The following is a 17,977-nucleotide window of genomic DNA, read 5'->3' as shown; positions in this document are numbered from 1 at the left end:
GGCATTGCGCCAGAATGAGAAGGCGGACCTCCGGGGGAAGGGCGTACGAATGGCACGGACGCACCCGTCGATGCAGGAGCTGATCGGGCGGCGCAGAAGGGCGGGATTCGTCGGGCGCGGCGGCGAACGCGCCGCGTTCCGGGAGAACCTGGACCTCGCGCCGGAGGACGAGCGCCACCGCTTCCGGTTCCACGTGCACGGCAACGCGGGTGTCGGAAAGACGTTCCTGCTCAGGGAGTGGGAGCAGATCGCGCGCGAACGCGGCGCGCTGACGGCCTATGTCGACGAGGGCGCGGACAGCGTGCCGGAGGCGATGGCCGCGATCAGCCGTGAACGCGCCAGGCAGGGAGGGGAGTTCAAGAGACTCGACCGCGCGCTCGCCTCTTACCGTGAGCGGCGGCACGAGGCCGAGGCCGTGGCCGCCGCACTGGACTCCGTGGCGGACGGTCCGTCGCCTGCGACCGCCACGGCGGTCCGGGCGGGGCTGGCGGGGCTGGGTCTGATCCCCGGCGCCGGCCCGTTCGTGGGCGCGGTCGACCCGGATCTCGTCGGCCGGTACGCGGACCGGCTGCGGCGGGGGCTGAGCGCGCGGTTCGGCAACCAGGACGACGTCCAGCTGGTGCTGTCCCCCGAGCGGGCGCTGACGCCCAGGCTGCTGGACGAACTCGCGGAAGCGGCGGCCGGCGTGCGGTGGATCGTCCTGTTCTTCGACACCTACGAGCGCACCGGGCCGTTCCTCGACGGCTGGCTGCACGACCTGATGACCACCGACCGGTACGGCGCCCTGCCCGCCAACGTGGTCCTGGTCACCGCCGGACAGCACCCTCTCGACAGGACCCGCTGGGGCGGCTTCACGGACTTCACGGCCGAGGTGCCGCTCGGCCCGTTCACGGAGGCGGAGACCCGCGGACTGCTGGCGGCGCGCGGGGTGGTGGACGAGCCGGTCGTCGCGGAGGTCCTGCGGCTCACCGGAGGACTGCCGCTGCTGGTGTCGACGCTGGCCGCGCAGCGCCCCACCGGTCTCGACGACATCGGGGACCCCGGCGCGACGGCGGTCGAACGCTTCCTGAAGTGGGAGCCGGAACCCGCCCGCCGCGCGGTGGCGCTCGCCTGCGCGCTGCCCCGGGGGCTGGACATGGACGTGTTCCGGGCAGCCGTGGACACCACGGACGGCCCGGACGGCGCGGGCGGTCCAGGGAGCCCGGGGAGCCTGGGAAGTCCGGGGAGCGCGGAGGAGACGGAGGCCCTCTTCGCCTGGCTCCGTGGCCTGCCCTTCGTGGACGACCGGGGCGACCGGCTCCGCTACCACGATCTCGTACGGGAGACGATGCTGCGCCTGCAGCGCCGCCGTTCCCCGCAGCGGTGGCGGGAACGCCACGAACGGCTCGCGGCGGTCCACGGCCGCTGGTGCGAGGAGGCCGCCGACGGCATGCGCCCGGAAGCGGCGCGGGAACAGAAGCGGTGGCGCGAACTGCGCCTGGAGCGGGCGTACCACCTCCTGTGCGCCCGGCCGCGCACGGAGCTGCCCGGGGCGCTGAGGGGCGCGGTCGAGGCCTGCCGCTGGGGGCGGGCGGACGGCCGCCGCTGGGCCCGCATGCTGGAGGAGGCGGGCGGCGCGGCGGACGACGAGGAGCTGCGGCGCTGGGGCCAGGGGCTCCGGGACGCGCTCGTGGACGACCGGCAGGGGGTGACCAGGGCCGTGGACCTGCTCCTGTCCCGCCCCGGACTCGACCTGTCAGGACAGGCGCTGGCGTACGGCCTGCGGGGAAGGGAACTGCTGAAGGGCGACGATGCCCGGCGGGCGCTGGCCGCGTTCGACCAGGCGGTCGCGTCCGGCGAGCGCGCGGCTCTGCCGGACACCGACCTGAGCCGCCTCCACCGCGGCCGCGGCCTCACCCACCGGGCCCTCGCCGACCTCCCGTCCGCGCTGGCCGACCTGGACCGGGCCGACGCGCTGGCCCCCGGCAGCACGAAGGTCCTCGCCGACCGCGCGGAGACCAGCAGGCTGGCCGGGCGCCACGAGGCGGCCGACAGCGATTTCGGCCGCGTCCTGATCCTCGATCCGGGCAGCGTCTCCGCGTTCGCGAGCCGCGCGGTCTGCCGGCACGCGCTCGGCCGTCTCGACGAGGCGCTCGCCGACTTCGACCGCGCGCTGGACCTCGACGCCGACCATCTGTGGGCGCGGATCCGCAGAGCCCGGCTGCACCGCGACCGCGGCGAGTGGGACGAGGCGTTCAGGGACCTCGACGAGGCCGTCGCCCGCGCCCCGGACCTGGCGTGGCCGGCGTCCGAGCGGGGCGACTCCTACCGGCGGGCGGAGCGGTACGAGGAGGCCGTCGCCGAACTGGGCAGGGCCATCGCGCTCCAGCCCGGGTACGCCTCGGCCCTGGCGAGCCGGGGCGCGACCCTCTGCGCGCTGGGCCGGTACGAGGAGGCGCTCGCCGACCTCGACCACGCGGTCGCGCTGGGGCCGGGCTTCGTCTGGGCACTGGTGCACCGGGCACGCTGCAAGCGGCGGTCCGGCGACGAGGAAGGGGCGATCGCCGATCTGCGGCTGGCCGCCGAGGCGGCGCCGGACGACGTCGGGCCGCACGCCGAGCTGGGCAGGGCCCTCTGGCGCAGCGGCCGCCACCGGGAGGCCCTGCCCGTCCTGCGCCGCGTGACGGAACTGGACGCGGAGGACCCGTCGGCCCCGGCGCTCCTGGGCGCGGTCCACCGCGAGCTGGAGGACCACCCGGAGGCCTTCCGGTGCCTGGACCGCGCGGTGGCCCTGGACCCCGGACACGGCTGGGCGCTGGCCCAGCGCGCCCTGGCCGCCCTGGAGACCGGCCGCACGGAACGGGCCCTCGCCGACCTGGACCGGTGCCTTGCCCTCGCGGCGGACGGGGGCGGGGTCCACGGGCCGGACGCGGAACCGGTCTGGCCCGTCCTCGCCGCGTGCGCCGCCGCGCTCACCGGGCTCATGACCGCCCCGGGAGCCGACCGGGCCGGCCTCGCGCCCCGCCTGGCGGCGGTGGAGGCGGCCCGGGACGCCGACCGCGCCCGCTACGCGTCGTGAACGGCGAAGCCGAGGAACTCCGTCCAGGTGGCGTCGGCGACGGTGAGCCGGGCGCCGTCCCTGTCCTTGGAGTCCCGGATGTGGACGGCGGCGGGGGTGAGGGCGACTTCGAGGCAGTCGGGCCCCTCGTTGCTGCTGTGGCTGCTCTTGAACCACTCCAGCGGGGTGGAGGTCATCTCTCTTCTCCGATCAGCTGCTCGATGAAGGACAGTGACTCCCGTGGCGGGAGAGCCTGCGCCCGGATGATCCCATAGCGTGTTTCCAGTAGTTGGACCTCGCGTGGATCACTGACCACACGGTTGTAGGTCTGTCCCTCTTCGTGGGCCACGGTCTTGCCGTCCCGGAGTTTCAGCAGGCGGATCGGTCCTCCCATGCCCGCGTGGTCGTCACGGTCGGTGGGCATCACCTGGATCTCCACATGCCTCAACGTGCCGATCTCCAGCAGGCGTTCGAGCTGCTTGCGCAGCACCGGACGGCCGCCGATGGGCCGCCGCAGGGTCACTTCCTCCTGGACGAAGGTGAGCGTGGCCCGTGGCACCCGCTCGAAGACCGCCTGTCGGGCCAGGCGCGCGCCGACGTGGCGGTCGATCTCGTCCTCGGTATACGACGGCCGGCGCATCGTGTACAGGGCTCTCGCGTATTCGGGCGTCTGCAACAGGCCGTGTACGTAATGGTTGGCGTAGGCACCGAGTTCGGCGGCGCAGTCCTCCAGCTTGGTCAGATCACGGACGCTTTTCGGATACCGCGCCCTTTCCAGGTCCGCCTTCATCGCGGACAACTTCCCGCCCGCGCACACCGCTTCGTCGGCCGCGTCCAGGAAATCCGGCTTGGGGATCCGCCGGCCGCGTTCCACGGACGACACCATCTCCTCGCCGTACCCGATCCGCGCGCCCAGTTCCCCCTGCTTCAGCCCGGCGGCCTCCCGCCACATCCTGATCTGCCGCCCGACCGCGCGGAGCACGGCCTCGGCCTCCTCGTCCTCCATGCTGTCTCCTCGCGACGCACGGCACGCACTGCACAGAGTGGTCGTCGCTGTTCAGCGTAGGGACGGGCGGCCACGCTCGGTGACGAATGGGAGATTCCGCCTCGCGGCGACCGGGTCCCGCCTCTCCACGATCCGGTGACCGAGGAACCGGCCCGGCGCCGAAATCCCCCGGCGGAAACCCGTACCGGGTCGTGGCACGCCACGATCCGGTGGCTCCCGACATCAGAAGACCAAAGAACCGGGGGAAAGAACCAACCCCACCCCCACCTCCCCCGTCGGTCACCCGCGGGAGTGAATATGCCCAACGAAACTGGCGTGGCGGGGGAGTTGTGGTGCAGCGTCTGCCTCAGCAGGTTCGGACATGAATCGGCCCCCGCCGGGACTGGCATCCCAGGACGAGGGCCTGATCACCCAGGAAGTTAGGAGCTTCCCGATGACTAACAAGAAGCGTAACGCGCCTCCTCGCTCGAAGTCCGCTCATCCTCGTTCCGGCGTCCACCACGTCAAAGAGCCGCTCCTCGACAACTTCACCGTGGTCGGCAACGACCTGGCGCAGCACAAGGAGTTGTCGCTGGTGGCGATCGGTCTGGCGCTGCACATCCAGTCGCTGCCCGAAGGGGCGCCGATCGGCATCAAGGTGCTGGCGGCCAAGTTCCCCGAGGGTGAGATCCGGATCGCCGCGGCCCTGCGGGAGCTGGAGGAACACGGATACCTCACGCGTGCCAGGGAGCGTCTTCAATCCGGACAACTGACCACCCGGACGACCTCGTTCAACAAGCCCCGCCGCGCGCTGCTGACCGCCGCCGTGGCCGCGGCCGCCGCCGGTACCGCTGCCGATGCCGCTGCCGACTCCGATGCCGGCGCCTCGCGCCCGAAGCGTGAGCGCCCGGTCCCGCCGAGGGCCGCCGTCACGGGCCGGTCGGGGGCGTCCAGGGCCGGGAGCCTTCTCGCGGGGCTGCGGGCGCACGACTCCCGGCTGCTGCTCGCCGAACGGGACGTGCACCGCCTGGCACCGCTGGTCACCGAGTGGCTGGACCGGGGCGTGCCGCCCACGGCCGTGGAACGCGTCCTGACGGCCGACCTGCCCCAGGACCCGATCAAGCACCCGGCGGCGCTCCTGAACCACCGGCTCACCGCCCAGTTGCCCCCGCACCTCCCCGCCCCGGCCGCGCGCCCGCCGGAGCCGTCCCGCCCCGATCCCCTGCAGACCTGTGACGGCTGCGACCGGGCCTTCCGCGCCCCCGCGCCCGGCCGCTGCCGGGCCTGCCGGGACTCGTCCGCCGCTGCCTGAACCCTCGCCGAACCGGCCCGTTTCGGCCGTACGGACCTTCCGTTCCGGAAACTTGACGCGGCGAAGCGCTCACAGCTGTGCGGGAATGACCCGGCGGGGTCGATTCGCCCCCGTGAACCGACCGTCCTTGGTCGATTACAGTGCTGCCCGTCGTACGTACGGACGGTGCCGCGAGGAGGTCTGGGTGAGTGCGACAACCGGTGCCGTCTGGGGACGCGTCGAACAGCAGGACTTCCGCAGCCGGGTGCGCGGCACCCTGCTCGGCGTCGCCCTCGGGGACGCGCTGGGCGCGCCGGTGGACGGGCTCGCCCTGGACGAGATCAGGGCCGCGTACGGCGGGGAGGGCCTGCTGGACCTCGCCCCCGGCCGGGTCCGGCGGGGGACCGTCACCCACCACACCCAGCTCACCCTCTTCACGGTGGACGGGCTGATACGCGCGCAGGTCCGCCGGGACACCGGCGCCTGGCATCCGCCGACCGACCTGCACCGGGCGTATCTGCGGTGGGCGGCCACCCAGTGGGACTGGGGGCCCGACGAACGCCGCGCGGAGGACGGCTGGCTGGCGCGCGAGGAGTGGCTGTACGCCCGCCGTGACCCCGCCCGCTCGCTGCTCATCGGCTTCGGCGACGCGGTCATGGGCACCCTGGAGTCACCGAAGAACCCCGGTGAGCTCGGGCCCGAGGCCGTGACGCGTTCGGCGCCCTTCGGCCTCCTCGTCGGCTGGGAGCCGCAGCTCGTCCTCCAACTGGCGGTCGAGTGCGCGGCGCAGACCCACGGGCACCCCATCGCGTGCCTCGCGGCGGGGGCGTACGCCGTCATCGTCCACGCGCTCGCGCGCGGCGACAGCATGGACGGGGCCGTTCAGCGCTCCCTGCTCCTGCTGGCCGGCCGCCCCGGCTGCCAGCCTGTCGCCGGAGCCCTCCAGCACGCTCTCGGCGCGGTGAGGCAGGGGCTGCCCAGCCCGACCCGTGTCGAGGAACTCGCGGGGGACGGCACGGCCGACGGGCTCCTCGCCGCCGCCGTCTACTGCGCGCTGGTGGGGGAGGACGTGCGGCACGGGCTGTGCCTCTCCGTCAACCAGAGCGGCCCCAGCGCGGCGGCGGGCGCGCTCACCGGCGGCCTGCTGGGGGCCCTGCACGGCGAGACGGCCCTCCCGCCGGCCTGGCTGACCGAGCTGGAGGGCCGCCCCACGCTGCTGGAACTCGCGGACGACTTCGCCATGGAGATGACCCAGGGCCCCGCCCTCCACACCCCCAACGGCTCCGCCCCCGGCTGGCTCATCCGCTACCCCCGAGCCTGACCCCCCGAAGAACCCCAAGAAACCCCGCACCCAGAACCCCGGCCAGACCCACCCTCCAACGAAGCCCCCCCCCGACAACCCCCTCAAGGGGCGCGAGGAACCGCGCAACCACACCCCCGGCCAACGCCCACCTTCCAACGAGGCCCCCCGACAACCCCCTGAAGGGGCGCGGGGACTGCGCAACCACACCCCCGGCCAACGCCCACCTTCTAACGAAGGCCCCCCCCACAACCCCCTCAAGGGGCGCGGGGAACTGCGCGACCAGCCCCCACCCACCCGCACCCGACATCACACCGCCCCGCCCCCTACTCCCGCACCGCCTCCCCCGCCGCCTGCCCAGGCACCCGCACAGCCCCGACCCCACCGACATCCCCGTCCGTGTTGATGAGCTCGATCACCGCCACCCTCTCCTCCGTGTCCTCGGGCCGCACGAACCCGATCACGACATACAGCACCAGCGACACCGCGAGCGGCACGGACACCTGGTACTGCAACGGCACCCCACCCTCGACCGCCCAGTCGATCGGATAGTTGACCAGCCAGAACGCCAGCAGCCCCGCCGCCCAACTCGTCAGCGCCGCCGTCGGACCGGACCGGCGGAACGCCCGCAGCAGACCCAGCATCATCGGGATCGCGATGGGCCCCATCAGACCGGCCACCCACTTGATCACCACGGTGATGATGTCCTTGAACGTGGGCGAGTTGACCTGCGTGGCCACCGCCATGGACAGCGCCAGGAAGACGACCGTCGTGATCCGCGCCGCCAGCAGCCCCGACCGCTCGCCCCACGCCCGCGCCCGCCGCGACACCACGGGCGCGACATCCCGCGTGAACACCGCGGAGATCGCGTTCGCGTCCGACGAGCACATGGCCATCGTGTGCGAGAAGAAGCCGACGATCACCAGTCCCAGCAGCCCGTGCGGCAGCAACTGCTCCGTCATCAGCCCGTAGGAGTCCGAGCCGTCCGGCTTCTGCGCGTGCACCAGCAGCGGGGACATCCACATGGGGAAGAACAGGATCACCGGCCAGACCAGCCAGAGGACCGCCGACAGCCGCGCCGACCGCTCCGCCTCCCGCGCACTGCCCGTCGCCATGTAGCGCTGGGCCTGGTTGAGCATGCCGCCGTTGTACTCGAAGAGCTTGATGAAGAGGAACGCGAGGAGGAAGACCGTGCCGTAGGGGCCGACCAGCGGCTTGCCGTGCCCGTGCAGCGCCGGCTGGTCCCACGCGTCGAGGAAGCCGATGTTCCTGTCGCCCAGCTTCAGCAGCACCGCGACGAACATCGAGACACCGGCCAGCAGCTGGATGACGAACTGCCCCAGCTCGGTCAGCGCGTCCGCCCACAGCCCGCCGATCGTGCAGTAGACGGCGGTGATCGCGCCGGTGATGAGGATGCCCTGGTTCAGCGAGACACCGGTGAACACCGACAGCAGGGTCGCGATCGCCGCCCACTTGGCACCCACGTCCACGATCTTCAGCAGCATCCCCGACCACGCCAGCGCCTGCTGGGTGGGCAGGTTGTAGCGGTTCTTCAGGTACTCCAGCGGGGAGGCCACATGGAGCCGGGAGCGCAGCCGGTTGACCCGCGGCGCGAAGAGCCGGGAGCCGATCGCGATGCCGAGGGCGATCGGGAAGGACCAGGTGACGAACGAGGTGACGCCGTAGGTGTACGCGATGCCCGCGTACCCGGTGAACATCACCGCGCTGTAGCCCGACATGTGGTGCGAGATGCCGGAGAGCCACCAGGGCATCTTGCCCCCGGCCGTGAAGAAGTCGCTGACATCGTCCACGCGCCGGTGCGACCAGACGCCGATCGCGACCATCACACCGAAGTAGCCGATGAGTACGGCCCAGTCGAGACCGTTCATGTCTCCCCTTCCAGCGTTCGCATCCAGGGTCAGGAATGTGAACTCTGGTTTCGAACATGGACGTGCGGCAAGGAAGAGGAAGGTCAAGAGGAAGTAAAGATGTTCGCTTTGATGACCTCAGTTCACGGACATGAACGCGCGAGGGGTCAGTTCAGCTCATCGGGACACGGCGTGCCGCGCGGCAGCTGGTACGGCGAACCGAGCCGGTAGGTGCCCGCCTTCGGCGCCAGCAGCACGGTCCACCGCACGCCCTGCTCGTCCTGCCCGGTCTGCGCCAGACACCCGTTGACGTTGTCGTACGACTTCGGCTCGCCCTCGGCCCGCCGCTTGGACGCCGGCGTCTCCCGCGGCGGCTCGACACCCACGCCGTGCTCGTCCACGAGGCCCAGCCACGGCGAGTACGGAATCTTGATCACGATCCGCCCGGCCTTGCCCACCTCGAGGGTCATCTCGCCCTGCTCCGCCCGGTCCACCACCGTGTTCGGCTCGGCCAGCGGTACCGGGTCGGTCACCTGGAACAGCTGCCAGTCGGCGTCGCCCCAGACCTGCTTCAGATACGGCATCCCGCGCTGGACCAGCGCGCGCTCGCGCTCGCCGCCGGAGCCGTCGGGGTCGTCCTTCGGCAGCACCACGTAGTGCACCGCCCACCGCCGCAGCCACTCGTGGTAGTTCGCCGAGTTGAGCGTGTCGTCGTAGAAGAGCTGGTTGCGCTCCATGTCGGCCTGCCGGTTCCAGCCGCGCGCCAGGTTGACGTACGGCGCGAGCGCCGAGGCCTCGCGGTGCGAGCGGGCCGGGATCACCTCGACCCGGCCGCGCTCCGCGCCGAACCCCTGCAACTGGTGGACGAGCGGGGCCAGCTCACGGGCCCAGGACGCCGCCGGGGTCGTGTGCACGATGTCGTCGACCGTCTTGAAGCCGATCCAGCCGGCGAAGCCCAGGCAGGCCAGCACGGTCGCGTACCACTTGCGCGAGCGCGGCACCGTGAACGGCAGCGCCGCCACCAGCGCGGCCCCCGCGAACAGCATCGGCAGCCGCGAGATGTTCGAGCCGATCTGCGAACTGATCAGCCACACCAGGACCACAGACAGGCTGTAGACGCCCGCCGTCAGCCGGACGGTCACCCACTCCTTCGGCACGAGGAACAGGCACAGCAGCCCGTACAGCAGCGGCATGACGACCGAGCCGAACGTCATCGGCTGGGTCCCGGAGAACGGGAACAGCCACGCCGACACCGCCACGACGGCCGACGGCGCGAGACCGAGCGCCCACGCGCCGGGGCGGCGCTTCTGCAGGAACAGCGCGGCCGCGACCAGGCCCACGAAGAGACCGGCGACCGGCGAGGACATCGTGGCGAGCGCCGCCAGCGGGGCGGCGGTCAGCGCCTTCGCCCAGCGTTTGAACCGCCACTTGTGCGGCCAGCAGAACACCGCCGCGACCGAACCGAGCGCGAACATCGTGCCGAGCCCGAACGTCACCCGCCCCGACACCGCGTTGCACAGCAGCGCGAAGACCCCGGCGAGGGCGGCGCACAGCGGGTTCCGGACCACCCTGCTCCGGAGCATGATCAGCGTCAGCAGGCCCGCCGATATCGTCCCGGCGATCATCATCGTCGTACGGACGCCGAGCACGGACATCAGATACGGCGACACCACGCTGTACGACACCGGGTGCATGCCCCCGTACCAGGCGAGGTTGTACGCCGAGTCCGGGTGCCGGCCCACGAACTCCGCCCAGGCGTCCTGCGCGGCGAGGTCGCCGCCGCTGTTCGCGAAGGTGAAGAACCACAGGATGTGCAGCACCGCCGCGAGCGCGGTGACGGACAGGACGGGGCGTGTGACGAACGCCTGCCGCACGGGCTCGGCGGCGGCGCGGGCCCTCTGCCACAGGGGTTCGGCGGCTACGCGGACCCGGACCCACCACAGGGGAGCGGCGGGGCCGTCGGCGTCGCCGTGACGGTCCGTGCGGTTCCCGGAGGAAGTTCCGTCACTCTCCGTGTCCGTCGCGGATGCGTGCATGCGCGGACCGGACCCCCGGCCGGGGTCGGTGTCGTCGGCGCGTGTCGGCTCGGCTGTGGCCACCTGAAGGCACTCCCCGTGTCCCGTCTTCTGTTCTCGGCCGTGTCCCTCGGTGTTCTCGGCCGCTTCCCGTCCAGTTCGCGGCCGCGTCCCGTGACCGGCGACCTGCCCCGATTCGTGACGCTAGCACGCACCCCGCCGCGGGGCCCCCGAGTGGGGCCCGGCAGCGGGGTGCGCGGGGGTACCGCCGGGCCGCGCCGGGCGGCCCGAGGTGCTGTGATCAGCCCAGACGGGTCAGCTTGGCCGAGAAGCCCGGCTCGACCAGGTCCTTCTCCAGGGCCACCGGGACCTTCACCGCACCGGTCGATCCGTCACCCACGGTGAGCGTCCCGACCGTGGTGCCGGCCTTGGCGGTGTGCGGTACGGGGGAGGCGGCGAAGGAGAGCTTCACCTTGAGGCCGGACCAGCCGGCCGCCGTGACGTCCTGCGTGGCCACGACCGGGGTGCGGCCGCCGAGGCCGTCGTCGACGTACCCGACGACGTCGCCCTTCTTCAGGATCGTCGCCGACTTCAGCGCGCCCTGGGCGGACCTGATCAGCTTGTCGCCGGCGTCCAGCACACCGCTGATGATCGTGTTGTCGAAGCCGCCGGCCGGCTGGCGCATCGCGGCACCGATGATGAGCCGCGTCTCGCCGTCGACCTCCTGCTTCGCCGCGAAGACGAGGTTGCCGAGGGCGGAGGTCGTCGTACCGGTCTTGATGCCGACGACGTTGTTGTGGCCGACCAGACGGTTGTAGTTCGAGTGGTTGACGCCCTTGTAGTCGTCGTACGACATCATCGCCGAGACCTCGCGGAAGGCGGGCATCTCCATCGCGGCCTTGGCCAGCTTCACCTGGTCCACCGCCGTGCTGACCGTCGAATCGGTCAGACCCGAGGGGTCGGTGTACGTCGTCTTGTCCATGCCGAGGTGCTCGGCGGCGTCGTTCATCTTCGTCACGAACGCCTTCTCCGAGTGCGCGTCCCAGCGGGCGAGCAGACGGGCCACGTTGTTCGCGGAGGGCAGCAGGATCGCCTCCAGCGCCTCGCGCTCGGAGATCCGGTCGCCGGCGGTGACGGCGACGGTGGACTCCTGGCCGGCGCTCGACTGCTGCTCGGCCGGCTTGTCGATCTCGATCTTCGGGCCGGCCTCGCCGCTCTTCAGCGGGTGGTCGCGGAGGATGACGTACGCCGTCATGACCTTCGCGACACTCGCCGTCGGCACGGGCTTCTCCTCACCGGAGGAGCCGAACGTGCCGATGCCCTGGACGTCCAGGGCCGCCTGACCGGAGGACGGCCAGGGGATGTCCGGCTTCGCGCCGTCGAAGGTGTACGTGTCCTTCGTGGTGAGCCCCAGGGTGGGGTCGGGCAGCGTCCGGAAGTTCTGTACGACCGCAAAGACGACCGCCAGGAGCAGCACCAGCGGGGTCCAGATCTTCACCCGGCGGAGCAGGGTGCGGACCGGGGTCTCCGGCGGCGGCGGGGTGTTCGTCAGCTCCGCCAGGAGGTCCAGCGGGGGCCTGGGCGGCAGCGGCTGCTGCGTGGTCCGCTCGGGACCGACCTGCGGAACCTGCCGGGTCGCCTCCGAGGGCGCGGTGGACGCGGGGGCCTTGAGGTCGGGCTTCAGCGCGACGAACTTGCTGGTGCGCTCGGGGTCGGCCGCGGACTTCTTGTCCGACGCGGTGTCCGGCTTCGACGCGGTGTCGGGCTTCGACTTGGCGTCCGGCTTCGGCGCGGTGTCGGGCTTCGACTTGGCGTCCGGGGCGGACTCGGTGTCCGGCTTCGGCTTGGCGGGCGCGGGGGACTTGGGCTTGGCCCCGAGCTTGAGCATGGTCGTGGGCTGGTCGACCGCGGGCTTCTTGTCCGGCGCGGCGTCCTGCTCCGGCGCGGCGTCGGACCGGGACCCGGTGCCGGACTCGGGCTCGGCGTCCGGCTTCGGCTTCGCGGGCGCGGAGGACGTGGACTTCGCCCCGAGCTTGAGCATCGTCGTGGGCTGGTCGACCGCCGGCTTCTCGGGGCGCAGGGCCTTGAAGACGGTGGTGGGGTGATCGGTGGGCGCGTCGGCGTCGGGCTCGGACTCGGCGTCGGGCTCGGACTCGGCGTCGGCCTCGGGCTTGGCGTCCGACTCGGGTTCGGCGTCGGGCTCGGGCTCGGTGTCCGACTCGGGTTCGGCGTCCGGGGTCTTGGTGTCGCCGGGGGCCGGGGTGTCGTCGGCGTCGAGGGTGGTGTCGGCGCCGGTGTCGGCCGCGGCCTTGTCGCCCTCTGCGGCCCGCGGGGCCTCTTCGCTGCCCTTCGGGGCGTCCTTGGCCTTCTCGGCGGCCTCAGGGGCGTCCTCGGCGTCCTCGGCGGTCTCGGTGTCGTCGGAAGCGGCGGCGTTCTTGTCGTCGTCGCCGTCCGCGTCGTCCTTGCCGTCCTCACTGCCCTTGCCGTCGCCTATGGTGCGCGCTTCGGGCTCGGCATCGGGCTCGGGGCCGGTCCCGTCCTCGGAAGCCGCGTCGAGGCCGACCTCGGCCTCGTCCCCGGTCTCCTCGTCCTCGGACGCGTCCTTCTCGGCGGCCACCGCGGAGTCGTCGTCGGCGACATCGTCGGCGACGGCACCGGACCCGGCGCCCGCCTCCGGCCGCTTCTCCGCCTCGGGCTCCTTCTCCGCCTCCGGCTTCGCGTCGTCCGACTCGGCCGTGCCCGCGGGGGAGTTGGGGGTCCTGGCCGAACGGACCCAGGACGAGACGGCCTCGCGGAGGTCGGCGTCGTCCTTCTCCGGGCTCCCCGGGTTCTCCCGGTTCTCCCGGCTCTCCGGTTCGGCGCCCCGGTCCGTCAGCACCTTGGTGGCCGTGTCAGCCGCGGCCGCCGAGGAATCCTTGTCGCGGGAGACCGACGGACGCGGATCGCGAGTCTCGGAAACCGAGCCCCCGCTCCCCGATGTCCGTTCCGCCGACGACTCGTGCTGCTTCGACCTGTCGGGGGACTCGCCCGCCACCGATGCCTCCTCCATGCGCCGCACGCCCACTCGCGCGCCCTGTCCGAACCATGTACCAGTGTCCTGTGTGAGAGTCTGGCCCTCGCGGTAGACGAGAACGACATACCTGCCGGTTCCCTCACGAAGCGGTCACGCACCCTCGACAGATGAATGTGAGAGGCGTCACCCTGTCATTCATCCACGCGGGGAGGCATGGATGGGCAGGAGCCGCAGAACAATTCCGGAAGAGCTTCTGCTGCTCGCACTGGACCCGGCCACGGGTACCACTGCGCAGCCGCAGTCGCTCGACCTCGGTCTGGCCGGAGCGCAGCTAGTGGAGCTGGCGCTGGCCGGACGGATAGCCCCAGACGGGGATCGTATCGCCGTGGTGGTGCCACGGCCGACAGGAGATCCGACTCTGGACTGCGCGTTGGAGCTGCTGCGAAGGCGCGGCGCTCCGGTACGGGCCGTCCACTGGATCGGCGGACCACGACTAGGACTGCGACAGACCTATCTCTCGCATCTGGAACGCTGCGGCATGGTCGCCGCCGTGGCGGGACAGATGTGCGGGGTGCTGCCGACGACGCGGTACCAGGCGACGGACACCGCCATCAGCCGGGAGATCCGAGCCCGGCTGGACTCCGCGATCCGCACCGGCGTACCGCCGGATCCGCGGACCGCGGCGCTCGCCGCGCTGGCCCACGCAGTCGGTCTCGGCAAGCACCTGTATCCGGGGAACGAGGGGCGTTCGTCCCGCTCCCGGCTGCGGGATCTGATCCGGCACGATCCGATGGGCGGCCTGGTCGCACACGCCGTCATGGACGTGCAGAACGGCGCGGCCGCTCAGCCGCGGCGTGGCCCGGCGACGGCCGCCAGGCCCGGCGCCCCCGGAGTGAGGGCGGTCGCGGCCGAACCCGCGCGCGGGGTGCCGATGCAGCCGCACCACAGCCCCATGGCACGCGCCGCGGCGCACTGAACCGCACACCGGCGGAGTCCGGGACCGGTCGGGCGACGCCCGAGGCCGGTACGCGAGACGCTGGTCGGAGCGGGGTGGCGGGACCTTCGAAGGTCCCGTCACCCCGCTCCGCCGCTTTCGCGTATGCGCGTTCCGTGCCCGAACCGGTGCGTACGCGCCGCATATCCACCGTTTGCCAGCGGTGTGAAGTGCCTTGGTGGCAGTCTGCTGAGCAGCAGATACGCAAAGTGTCGGAAACAGGCAGGCAGCCGGAGGTGCACGTCCCGTGGCGTCCAGTGTCAATCCCACCGTCAGGCGGCGCCGACTGGGTCAGGAGCTGCGCAGGCTCCGTGAACTCAAGGGCATGACGGCCGAAGAGGTCGCTGAGCGGCTGCTCGTGTCCCAGTCGAAGATCAGCCGGCTGGAGAACGGCCGCAGGAGCATCAGCCAGCGCGACGTACGCGACCTGTGCGGGGTGTACGAGGTCGAGGACCAGCGGATCGTCGACTCGCTGATGGAGATGGCCCGCGACTCGCGGCAGCAGGGCTGGTGGCACACGTTCGGCGACATCCCGTACAGCGTGTACATCGGTCTGGAGACCGACGCCGAGTCGCTGCGCGTGTACGAACCCCAGCTGGTGACCGGCCTGTTGCAGACCCGCGCCTACGCGGAGGCCCTGGTGCGGGGCGCGTTGCCGGAGACCTCGACGGCCGAGATCGACAAGCGCGTCCAGGTCCGTATGCGGCGACAGGAACGTATCACCGCCGAAGGGGGCCCGCTCCGGCTCTGGGTGGTGCTGGACGAGGCCGCGCTGCGCCGGGTCGTGGGCAGCAAGCTGGTGATGCGCGAGCAGCTGGAGCACCTGACGGAGATGTCCCACCTGCCGCACGTCACCGTGCAGGTGCTCCCCTTCGAGGTGGGCGCCCACCCCGGGCTCAACGGCCAGTACGCGATCCTGGAGTTCACCGACGCGGCCGACTCCAGCGTGGTCTACCTGGAGGGCGTCACCAGTGACCTGTACCTGGAGAAGGCCCCTGACGTGCAGAAGTACGCCGTGATGTACGAGCACCTGAGGGCGCAGTCGCTGAACGTCGAGCAGTCCCGGCACCTGATCGCCAAGGTCGCCAAGGGCTACGCCGACTGACCTGGAGGTGACGGGAAGCGCCGGATCGTACACGGCGGGCGGCACGGGTGGAAGGAACCTCTGGAATATGCCATCCGCTTGAGTGAACGACTACTCCGTGAGAGGCAGTTGACCGGTAGCGTCGATCACGCCAATCAGTCAGACAAGGTTGGCGGGAACCGCACTACAGCAACTCGCAACAGGAGTGGACATGGCACTGATTCAGGGCGCTTCGGAGACGTGGATGAAGTCCTCCTATTCCGCGGGCAACGGCGCCTGCGTCGAGGTCAAGTCGCCCACCGTCTCGGCACTCGCCGTACGCGACTCCAAGGTCGTCGAGGGCCCCGTCCTGGCTTTCCCCGCCGCCGCGTGGAACGCCTTCGTGACCTCGGTCAAGGCATAGGGGGATCTCCCCGATCTTGCGCCGTAGACGCTCGACGACAACTGCACAGGCACCACCGACCGAGCCCTCTCGCCCGGACGACGTCCCAGCCGAGAGGGCTCGGTGCGCCCCGAGAGGGCTCGGTTCGCCCTGAGGGGCGGGCCGTTCAGCCCAGCAGGCCCTCGACGGCCGTCACGATCTCGGCGGACTCCGGCTCGGTCTGCGGCGAGAAGCGCCCCACGACCCGGCCGTCCGGACCGATCAGGAACTTCTCGAAGTTCCAGCGGATGTCACCGGTGTACCCCTCGCCGTCGGCGAAGCCCACCAGGCGCTCGTAGAGCGGGTGCCGGCCCTCGCCGTTCACCTCGACCTTCTCGGTCAGCGGGAAGGTCACGCCGTAGGTCGCGGAGCAGAACTCGGCGATCTCCTCGGCGGTGCCGGGCTCCTGCCCGAGGAACTGGTTGCAGGGCACACCGAGCACGGTGAAGCCCTGCCCGGCGAAGCGCTCCTGCAGCCGCTCCAGTCCGGAGTACTGCGGGGTCAGGCCGCACTTGGAGGCCACGTTCACGATCAGTACGGTCTTGCCCGTGTAGCTCGCCAGCTCGGCGGAGCCGCCCTTGAGGGCCCCGATCTCGATGTCCAGCACGGAGGCGTCGTTGTGGTCGGTAGTCGTCATGAGCGGATGCTAACTCCGGAGCCCGGCGCTCCTGCCGCGGCCCCGTGACCTGAGCCGCTACGGAACCGGCGCGCCGGCCCCGACCTCAGCCCCGGCCCCGGGCCCAGCCCCGACCTCAGCCCCGGCCCCGACCTCAGCCCCAGCCCCAGCCCCGGCCCCGCGCCCGATGCCTCCCCGCTCGGCGCTCGCCCGTGGTCCGGCTCCCCGCCGCCCGGCGGCCTCCCGCGGCCCGGTGCTGTGCCGTTGCCCGGTGTCCGGGGCGTCGGCGGGTCCGGTGCACGGGGCATCGGCGCGTCCGGTGTCCGGGGCGCCGGCCGGTGCGGAGGCCGGGGTGCCCGTGGTCCCGGCCTCCACCAGCACGTCACCCGCCGCCGTGCGGACGTACAGCACCGACCGGCCGGTCCGACGACGGGTGACCAGGCCCGCGTCCCGCAGGACCTTCAGATGCCGGCCCACCGACCCCAGCGCCTGCCCGGTCAGCGCCGTCAGCTGGGTGGTGGTCAGCGGGGAGCCGAGCAGGACGAGCACCCCGGCACGGGCCGCCCCGAGCAGCGCGCCCAGGCCCGCGGGCACGGGCCGGTCGGCATGGCCGGCCAGCACCCCGGTGCACGGGTAGACGACGGCGTACCGCTCCCCCTCCTCCCAGGACACCCAGCCGTGCCGCTGCCCGGTCACCGGTGTGAGGAGCAGCTCGGCACCGGAGATCTCCCGCGGCGGGTACGCGTGCGTGTTCACCTGGAACCGGTCGCCCCCGAGCCACCGCGTCCCGCCCGGCCGCAGCGCGTCCAGCACACCGGCCCAGCCGCCCCGGCTCACCTGGGCGGTCCGCGCCATCACGTCCGCCTCCAGCACCCGTCGGCGCCGCTCCCAGGACGGCCGTACGGTCGTCCCCCACACCCACTCCAGCAGGACGGCCGCCCGCTCGGGCAGATCGTCCCGGTCCAGCACGGCCGGCAGCGGTCCGGCGAGGGAGGTGCGCAGATGCGCGCGGGCGGCCTCCGGGCCCACCGCCCGCACCCGGGCGACCTCGGCGGCGAAGTCCTCACCGCCCCGGGGCGCGGGGGTCAGGAAGTCGGCGTTCCACGCCCGGCCCAGCCCCGCGTCCACCAGCCGCGCGGTCACCGGCCCGTCCGCGAGCAGCGCCCGGTACGCGGGCAGGTGCTCCCGCAGCCACCGCTGCTCACCGGGATGCGCGCCCGCCCCCGCGTGCAGCAGCTTCAGACTCGCGATGGTCTCCGCGAGCGGCGAGATGACGAACCGGCTCCTGGCCAGCGTGTCCGCGTCGAGCCGCCACCACCCCATGACACCGGCCTCCCCGGTCCGACTTTTCGC

Annotated in this window: 12 protein-coding genes and 1 pseudogene; 6 read left to right on the top strand and 7 right to left on the bottom strand. The window is 72.2% G+C overall.

What is annotated here, in order from left to right; genetic code table 11:
• The first annotated feature begins 49 nt into the window (after positions 1–49).
• Complete coding sequence (locus ACIPRD_RS22830; protein ID WP_401565489.1) at positions 50–3,058, top strand: tetratricopeptide repeat protein; 3,009 nt, start codon at positions 50–52, stop codon at positions 3,056–3,058.
• On the opposite strand, the gene ACIPRD_RS22825 is transcribed toward ACIPRD_RS22830, so the two are convergent.
• Positions 3,046–3,234 carry a DUF397 domain-containing protein gene (locus ACIPRD_RS22825; RefSeq protein WP_401565486.1) on the bottom strand — a complete coding sequence of 63 codons (189 nt, stop codon included), beginning with the start codon at positions 3,232–3,234 and terminating at the stop codon, positions 3,046–3,048. The two genes, ACIPRD_RS22830 and ACIPRD_RS22825, sit on opposite strands and share 13 nt — an antisense overlap.
• Positions 3,231–4,043, bottom strand: coding sequence for a Scr1 family TA system antitoxin-like transcriptional regulator (locus ACIPRD_RS22820; protein WP_401565485.1), 813 nt, complete (start codon positions 4,041–4,043; stop codon positions 3,231–3,233). Before ACIPRD_RS22820 ends, ACIPRD_RS22825 begins: the two co-directional genes overlap by 4 nt.
• A gap of 433 nt (positions 4,044–4,476) precedes the next feature.
• Here ACIPRD_RS22820 and ACIPRD_RS22815 point away from each other — a divergent pair, with 433 nt between their 5' ends.
• Positions 4,477–5,334 carry a helix-turn-helix domain-containing protein gene (locus ACIPRD_RS22815; protein ID WP_401565482.1) on the top strand — a complete coding sequence of 286 codons (858 nt, stop codon included), beginning with the start codon at positions 4,477–4,479 and terminating at the stop codon, positions 5,332–5,334.
• Positions 5,335–5,518: 184 nt separating this feature from the next.
• Entirely contained in the window at positions 5,519–6,634 is a 1,116-nt protein-coding gene (locus tag ACIPRD_RS22810; protein ID WP_401565479.1) for an ADP-ribosylglycohydrolase family protein, read from the top strand.
• Between the two features lie 305 nt (positions 6,635–6,939).
• Here ACIPRD_RS22810 and ACIPRD_RS22805 read toward each other — a convergent pair whose 3' ends face one another.
• The 3 genes from ACIPRD_RS22805 to ACIPRD_RS22795 form a co-directional block, all read right to left on the bottom strand.
• The gene (locus tag ACIPRD_RS22805) at positions 6,940–8,502 is read right to left on the bottom strand and encodes a sodium:solute symporter family protein (protein ID WP_356404812.1); all 1,563 of its coding nucleotides are present in this window, start codon (positions 8,500–8,502) and stop codon (positions 6,940–6,942) included.
• A gap of 146 nt (positions 8,503–8,648) precedes the next feature.
• Positions 8,649–10,580 carry an MFS transporter gene (locus ACIPRD_RS22800; RefSeq protein ID WP_401565477.1) on the bottom strand — a complete coding sequence of 644 codons (1,932 nt, stop codon included), beginning with the start codon at positions 10,578–10,580 and terminating at the stop codon, positions 8,649–8,651.
• Between the two features lie 217 nt (positions 10,581–10,797).
• Positions 10,798–13,530, bottom strand: a complete 2,733-nt coding sequence (locus ACIPRD_RS22795) for a D-alanyl-D-alanine carboxypeptidase (RefSeq protein WP_401565475.1) — start codon at positions 13,528–13,530, stop codon at positions 10,798–10,800.
• 196 nt (positions 13,531–13,726) lie between these two features.
• Between ACIPRD_RS22795 and ACIPRD_RS22790 the strand changes: the two genes are divergently transcribed.
• The 3 genes from ACIPRD_RS22790 (at position 13,727) to ACIPRD_RS22780 (ending at position 15,990) form a co-directional block, all read left to right on the top strand.
• Positions 13,727–14,485, top strand: coding sequence for a GPP34 family phosphoprotein (locus ACIPRD_RS22790; RefSeq protein ID WP_356404818.1), 759 nt, complete (start codon positions 13,727–13,729; stop codon positions 14,483–14,485).
• A 265-nt stretch (positions 14,486–14,750) separates the two neighbouring features.
• Entirely contained in the window at positions 14,751–15,608 is an 858-nt protein-coding gene (locus ACIPRD_RS22785) for a helix-turn-helix transcriptional regulator (RefSeq protein ID WP_356404820.1), read from the top strand.
• A 190-nt stretch (positions 15,609–15,798) separates the two neighbouring features.
• Entirely contained in the window at positions 15,799–15,990 is a 192-nt protein-coding gene (locus ACIPRD_RS22780) for a DUF397 domain-containing protein (RefSeq protein WP_356404822.1), read from the top strand.
• A 145-nt stretch (positions 15,991–16,135) separates the two neighbouring features.
• Here ACIPRD_RS22780 and ACIPRD_RS22775 read toward each other — a convergent pair whose 3' ends face one another.
• Positions 16,136–16,645, bottom strand: a complete 510-nt coding sequence (locus ACIPRD_RS22775; protein ID WP_356404824.1) for a glutathione peroxidase — start codon at positions 16,643–16,645, stop codon at positions 16,136–16,138.
• Positions 16,646–16,987: 342 nt separating this feature from the next.
• Positions 16,988–17,947: pseudogene (locus tag ACIPRD_RS22770) on the bottom strand (ArsR family transcriptional regulator); the annotation flags it as partial.
• Between the last annotated feature and the right edge of the window lie 30 nt (positions 17,948–17,977).

Origin of the sequence: Streptomyces sp. NPDC090108 (genome assembly GCF_044747185.1) — a bacterium.
Taxonomy (GTDB): domain Bacteria; phylum Actinomycetota; class Actinomycetes; order Streptomycetales; family Streptomycetaceae; genus Streptomyces.
Note: the sequence above shows the minus strand (reverse complement) of the source record. Positions and strands in the feature narration are given on the sequence as shown.

What these genes read in the sequence shown, in the direction of transcription:
- ACIPRD_RS22775 (WP_356404824.1), bottom strand. Translation starts at nt 16,645, where the DNA reads ATGACGACTACCGACCACAACGACGCCTCCGTGCTGGACATCGAGATC.
- ACIPRD_RS22805 (WP_356404812.1), bottom strand. Translation starts at nt 8,502, where the DNA reads ATGAACGGTCTCGACTGGGCCGTACTCATCGGCTACTTCGGTGTGATG.
- ACIPRD_RS22815 (WP_401565482.1), top strand. Translation starts at nt 4,477, where the DNA reads ATGACTAACAAGAAGCGTAACGCGCCTCCTCGCTCGAAGTCCGCTCAT.
- ACIPRD_RS22780 (WP_356404822.1), top strand. Translation starts at nt 15,799, where the DNA reads ATGGCACTGATTCAGGGCGCTTCGGAGACGTGGATGAAGTCCTCCTAT.
- ACIPRD_RS22825 (WP_401565486.1), bottom strand. Translation starts at nt 3,234, where the DNA reads ATGACCTCCACCCCGCTGGAGTGGTTCAAGAGCAGCCACAGCAGCAAC.
- ACIPRD_RS22790 (WP_356404818.1), top strand. Translation starts at nt 13,727, where the DNA reads ATGGGCAGGAGCCGCAGAACAATTCCGGAAGAGCTTCTGCTGCTCGCA.
- ACIPRD_RS22820 (WP_401565485.1), bottom strand. Translation starts at nt 4,043, where the DNA reads ATGGAGGACGAGGAGGCCGAGGCCGTGCTCCGCGCGGTCGGGCGGCAG.
- ACIPRD_RS22830 (WP_401565489.1), top strand. Translation starts at nt 50, where the DNA reads ATGGCACGGACGCACCCGTCGATGCAGGAGCTGATCGGGCGGCGCAGA.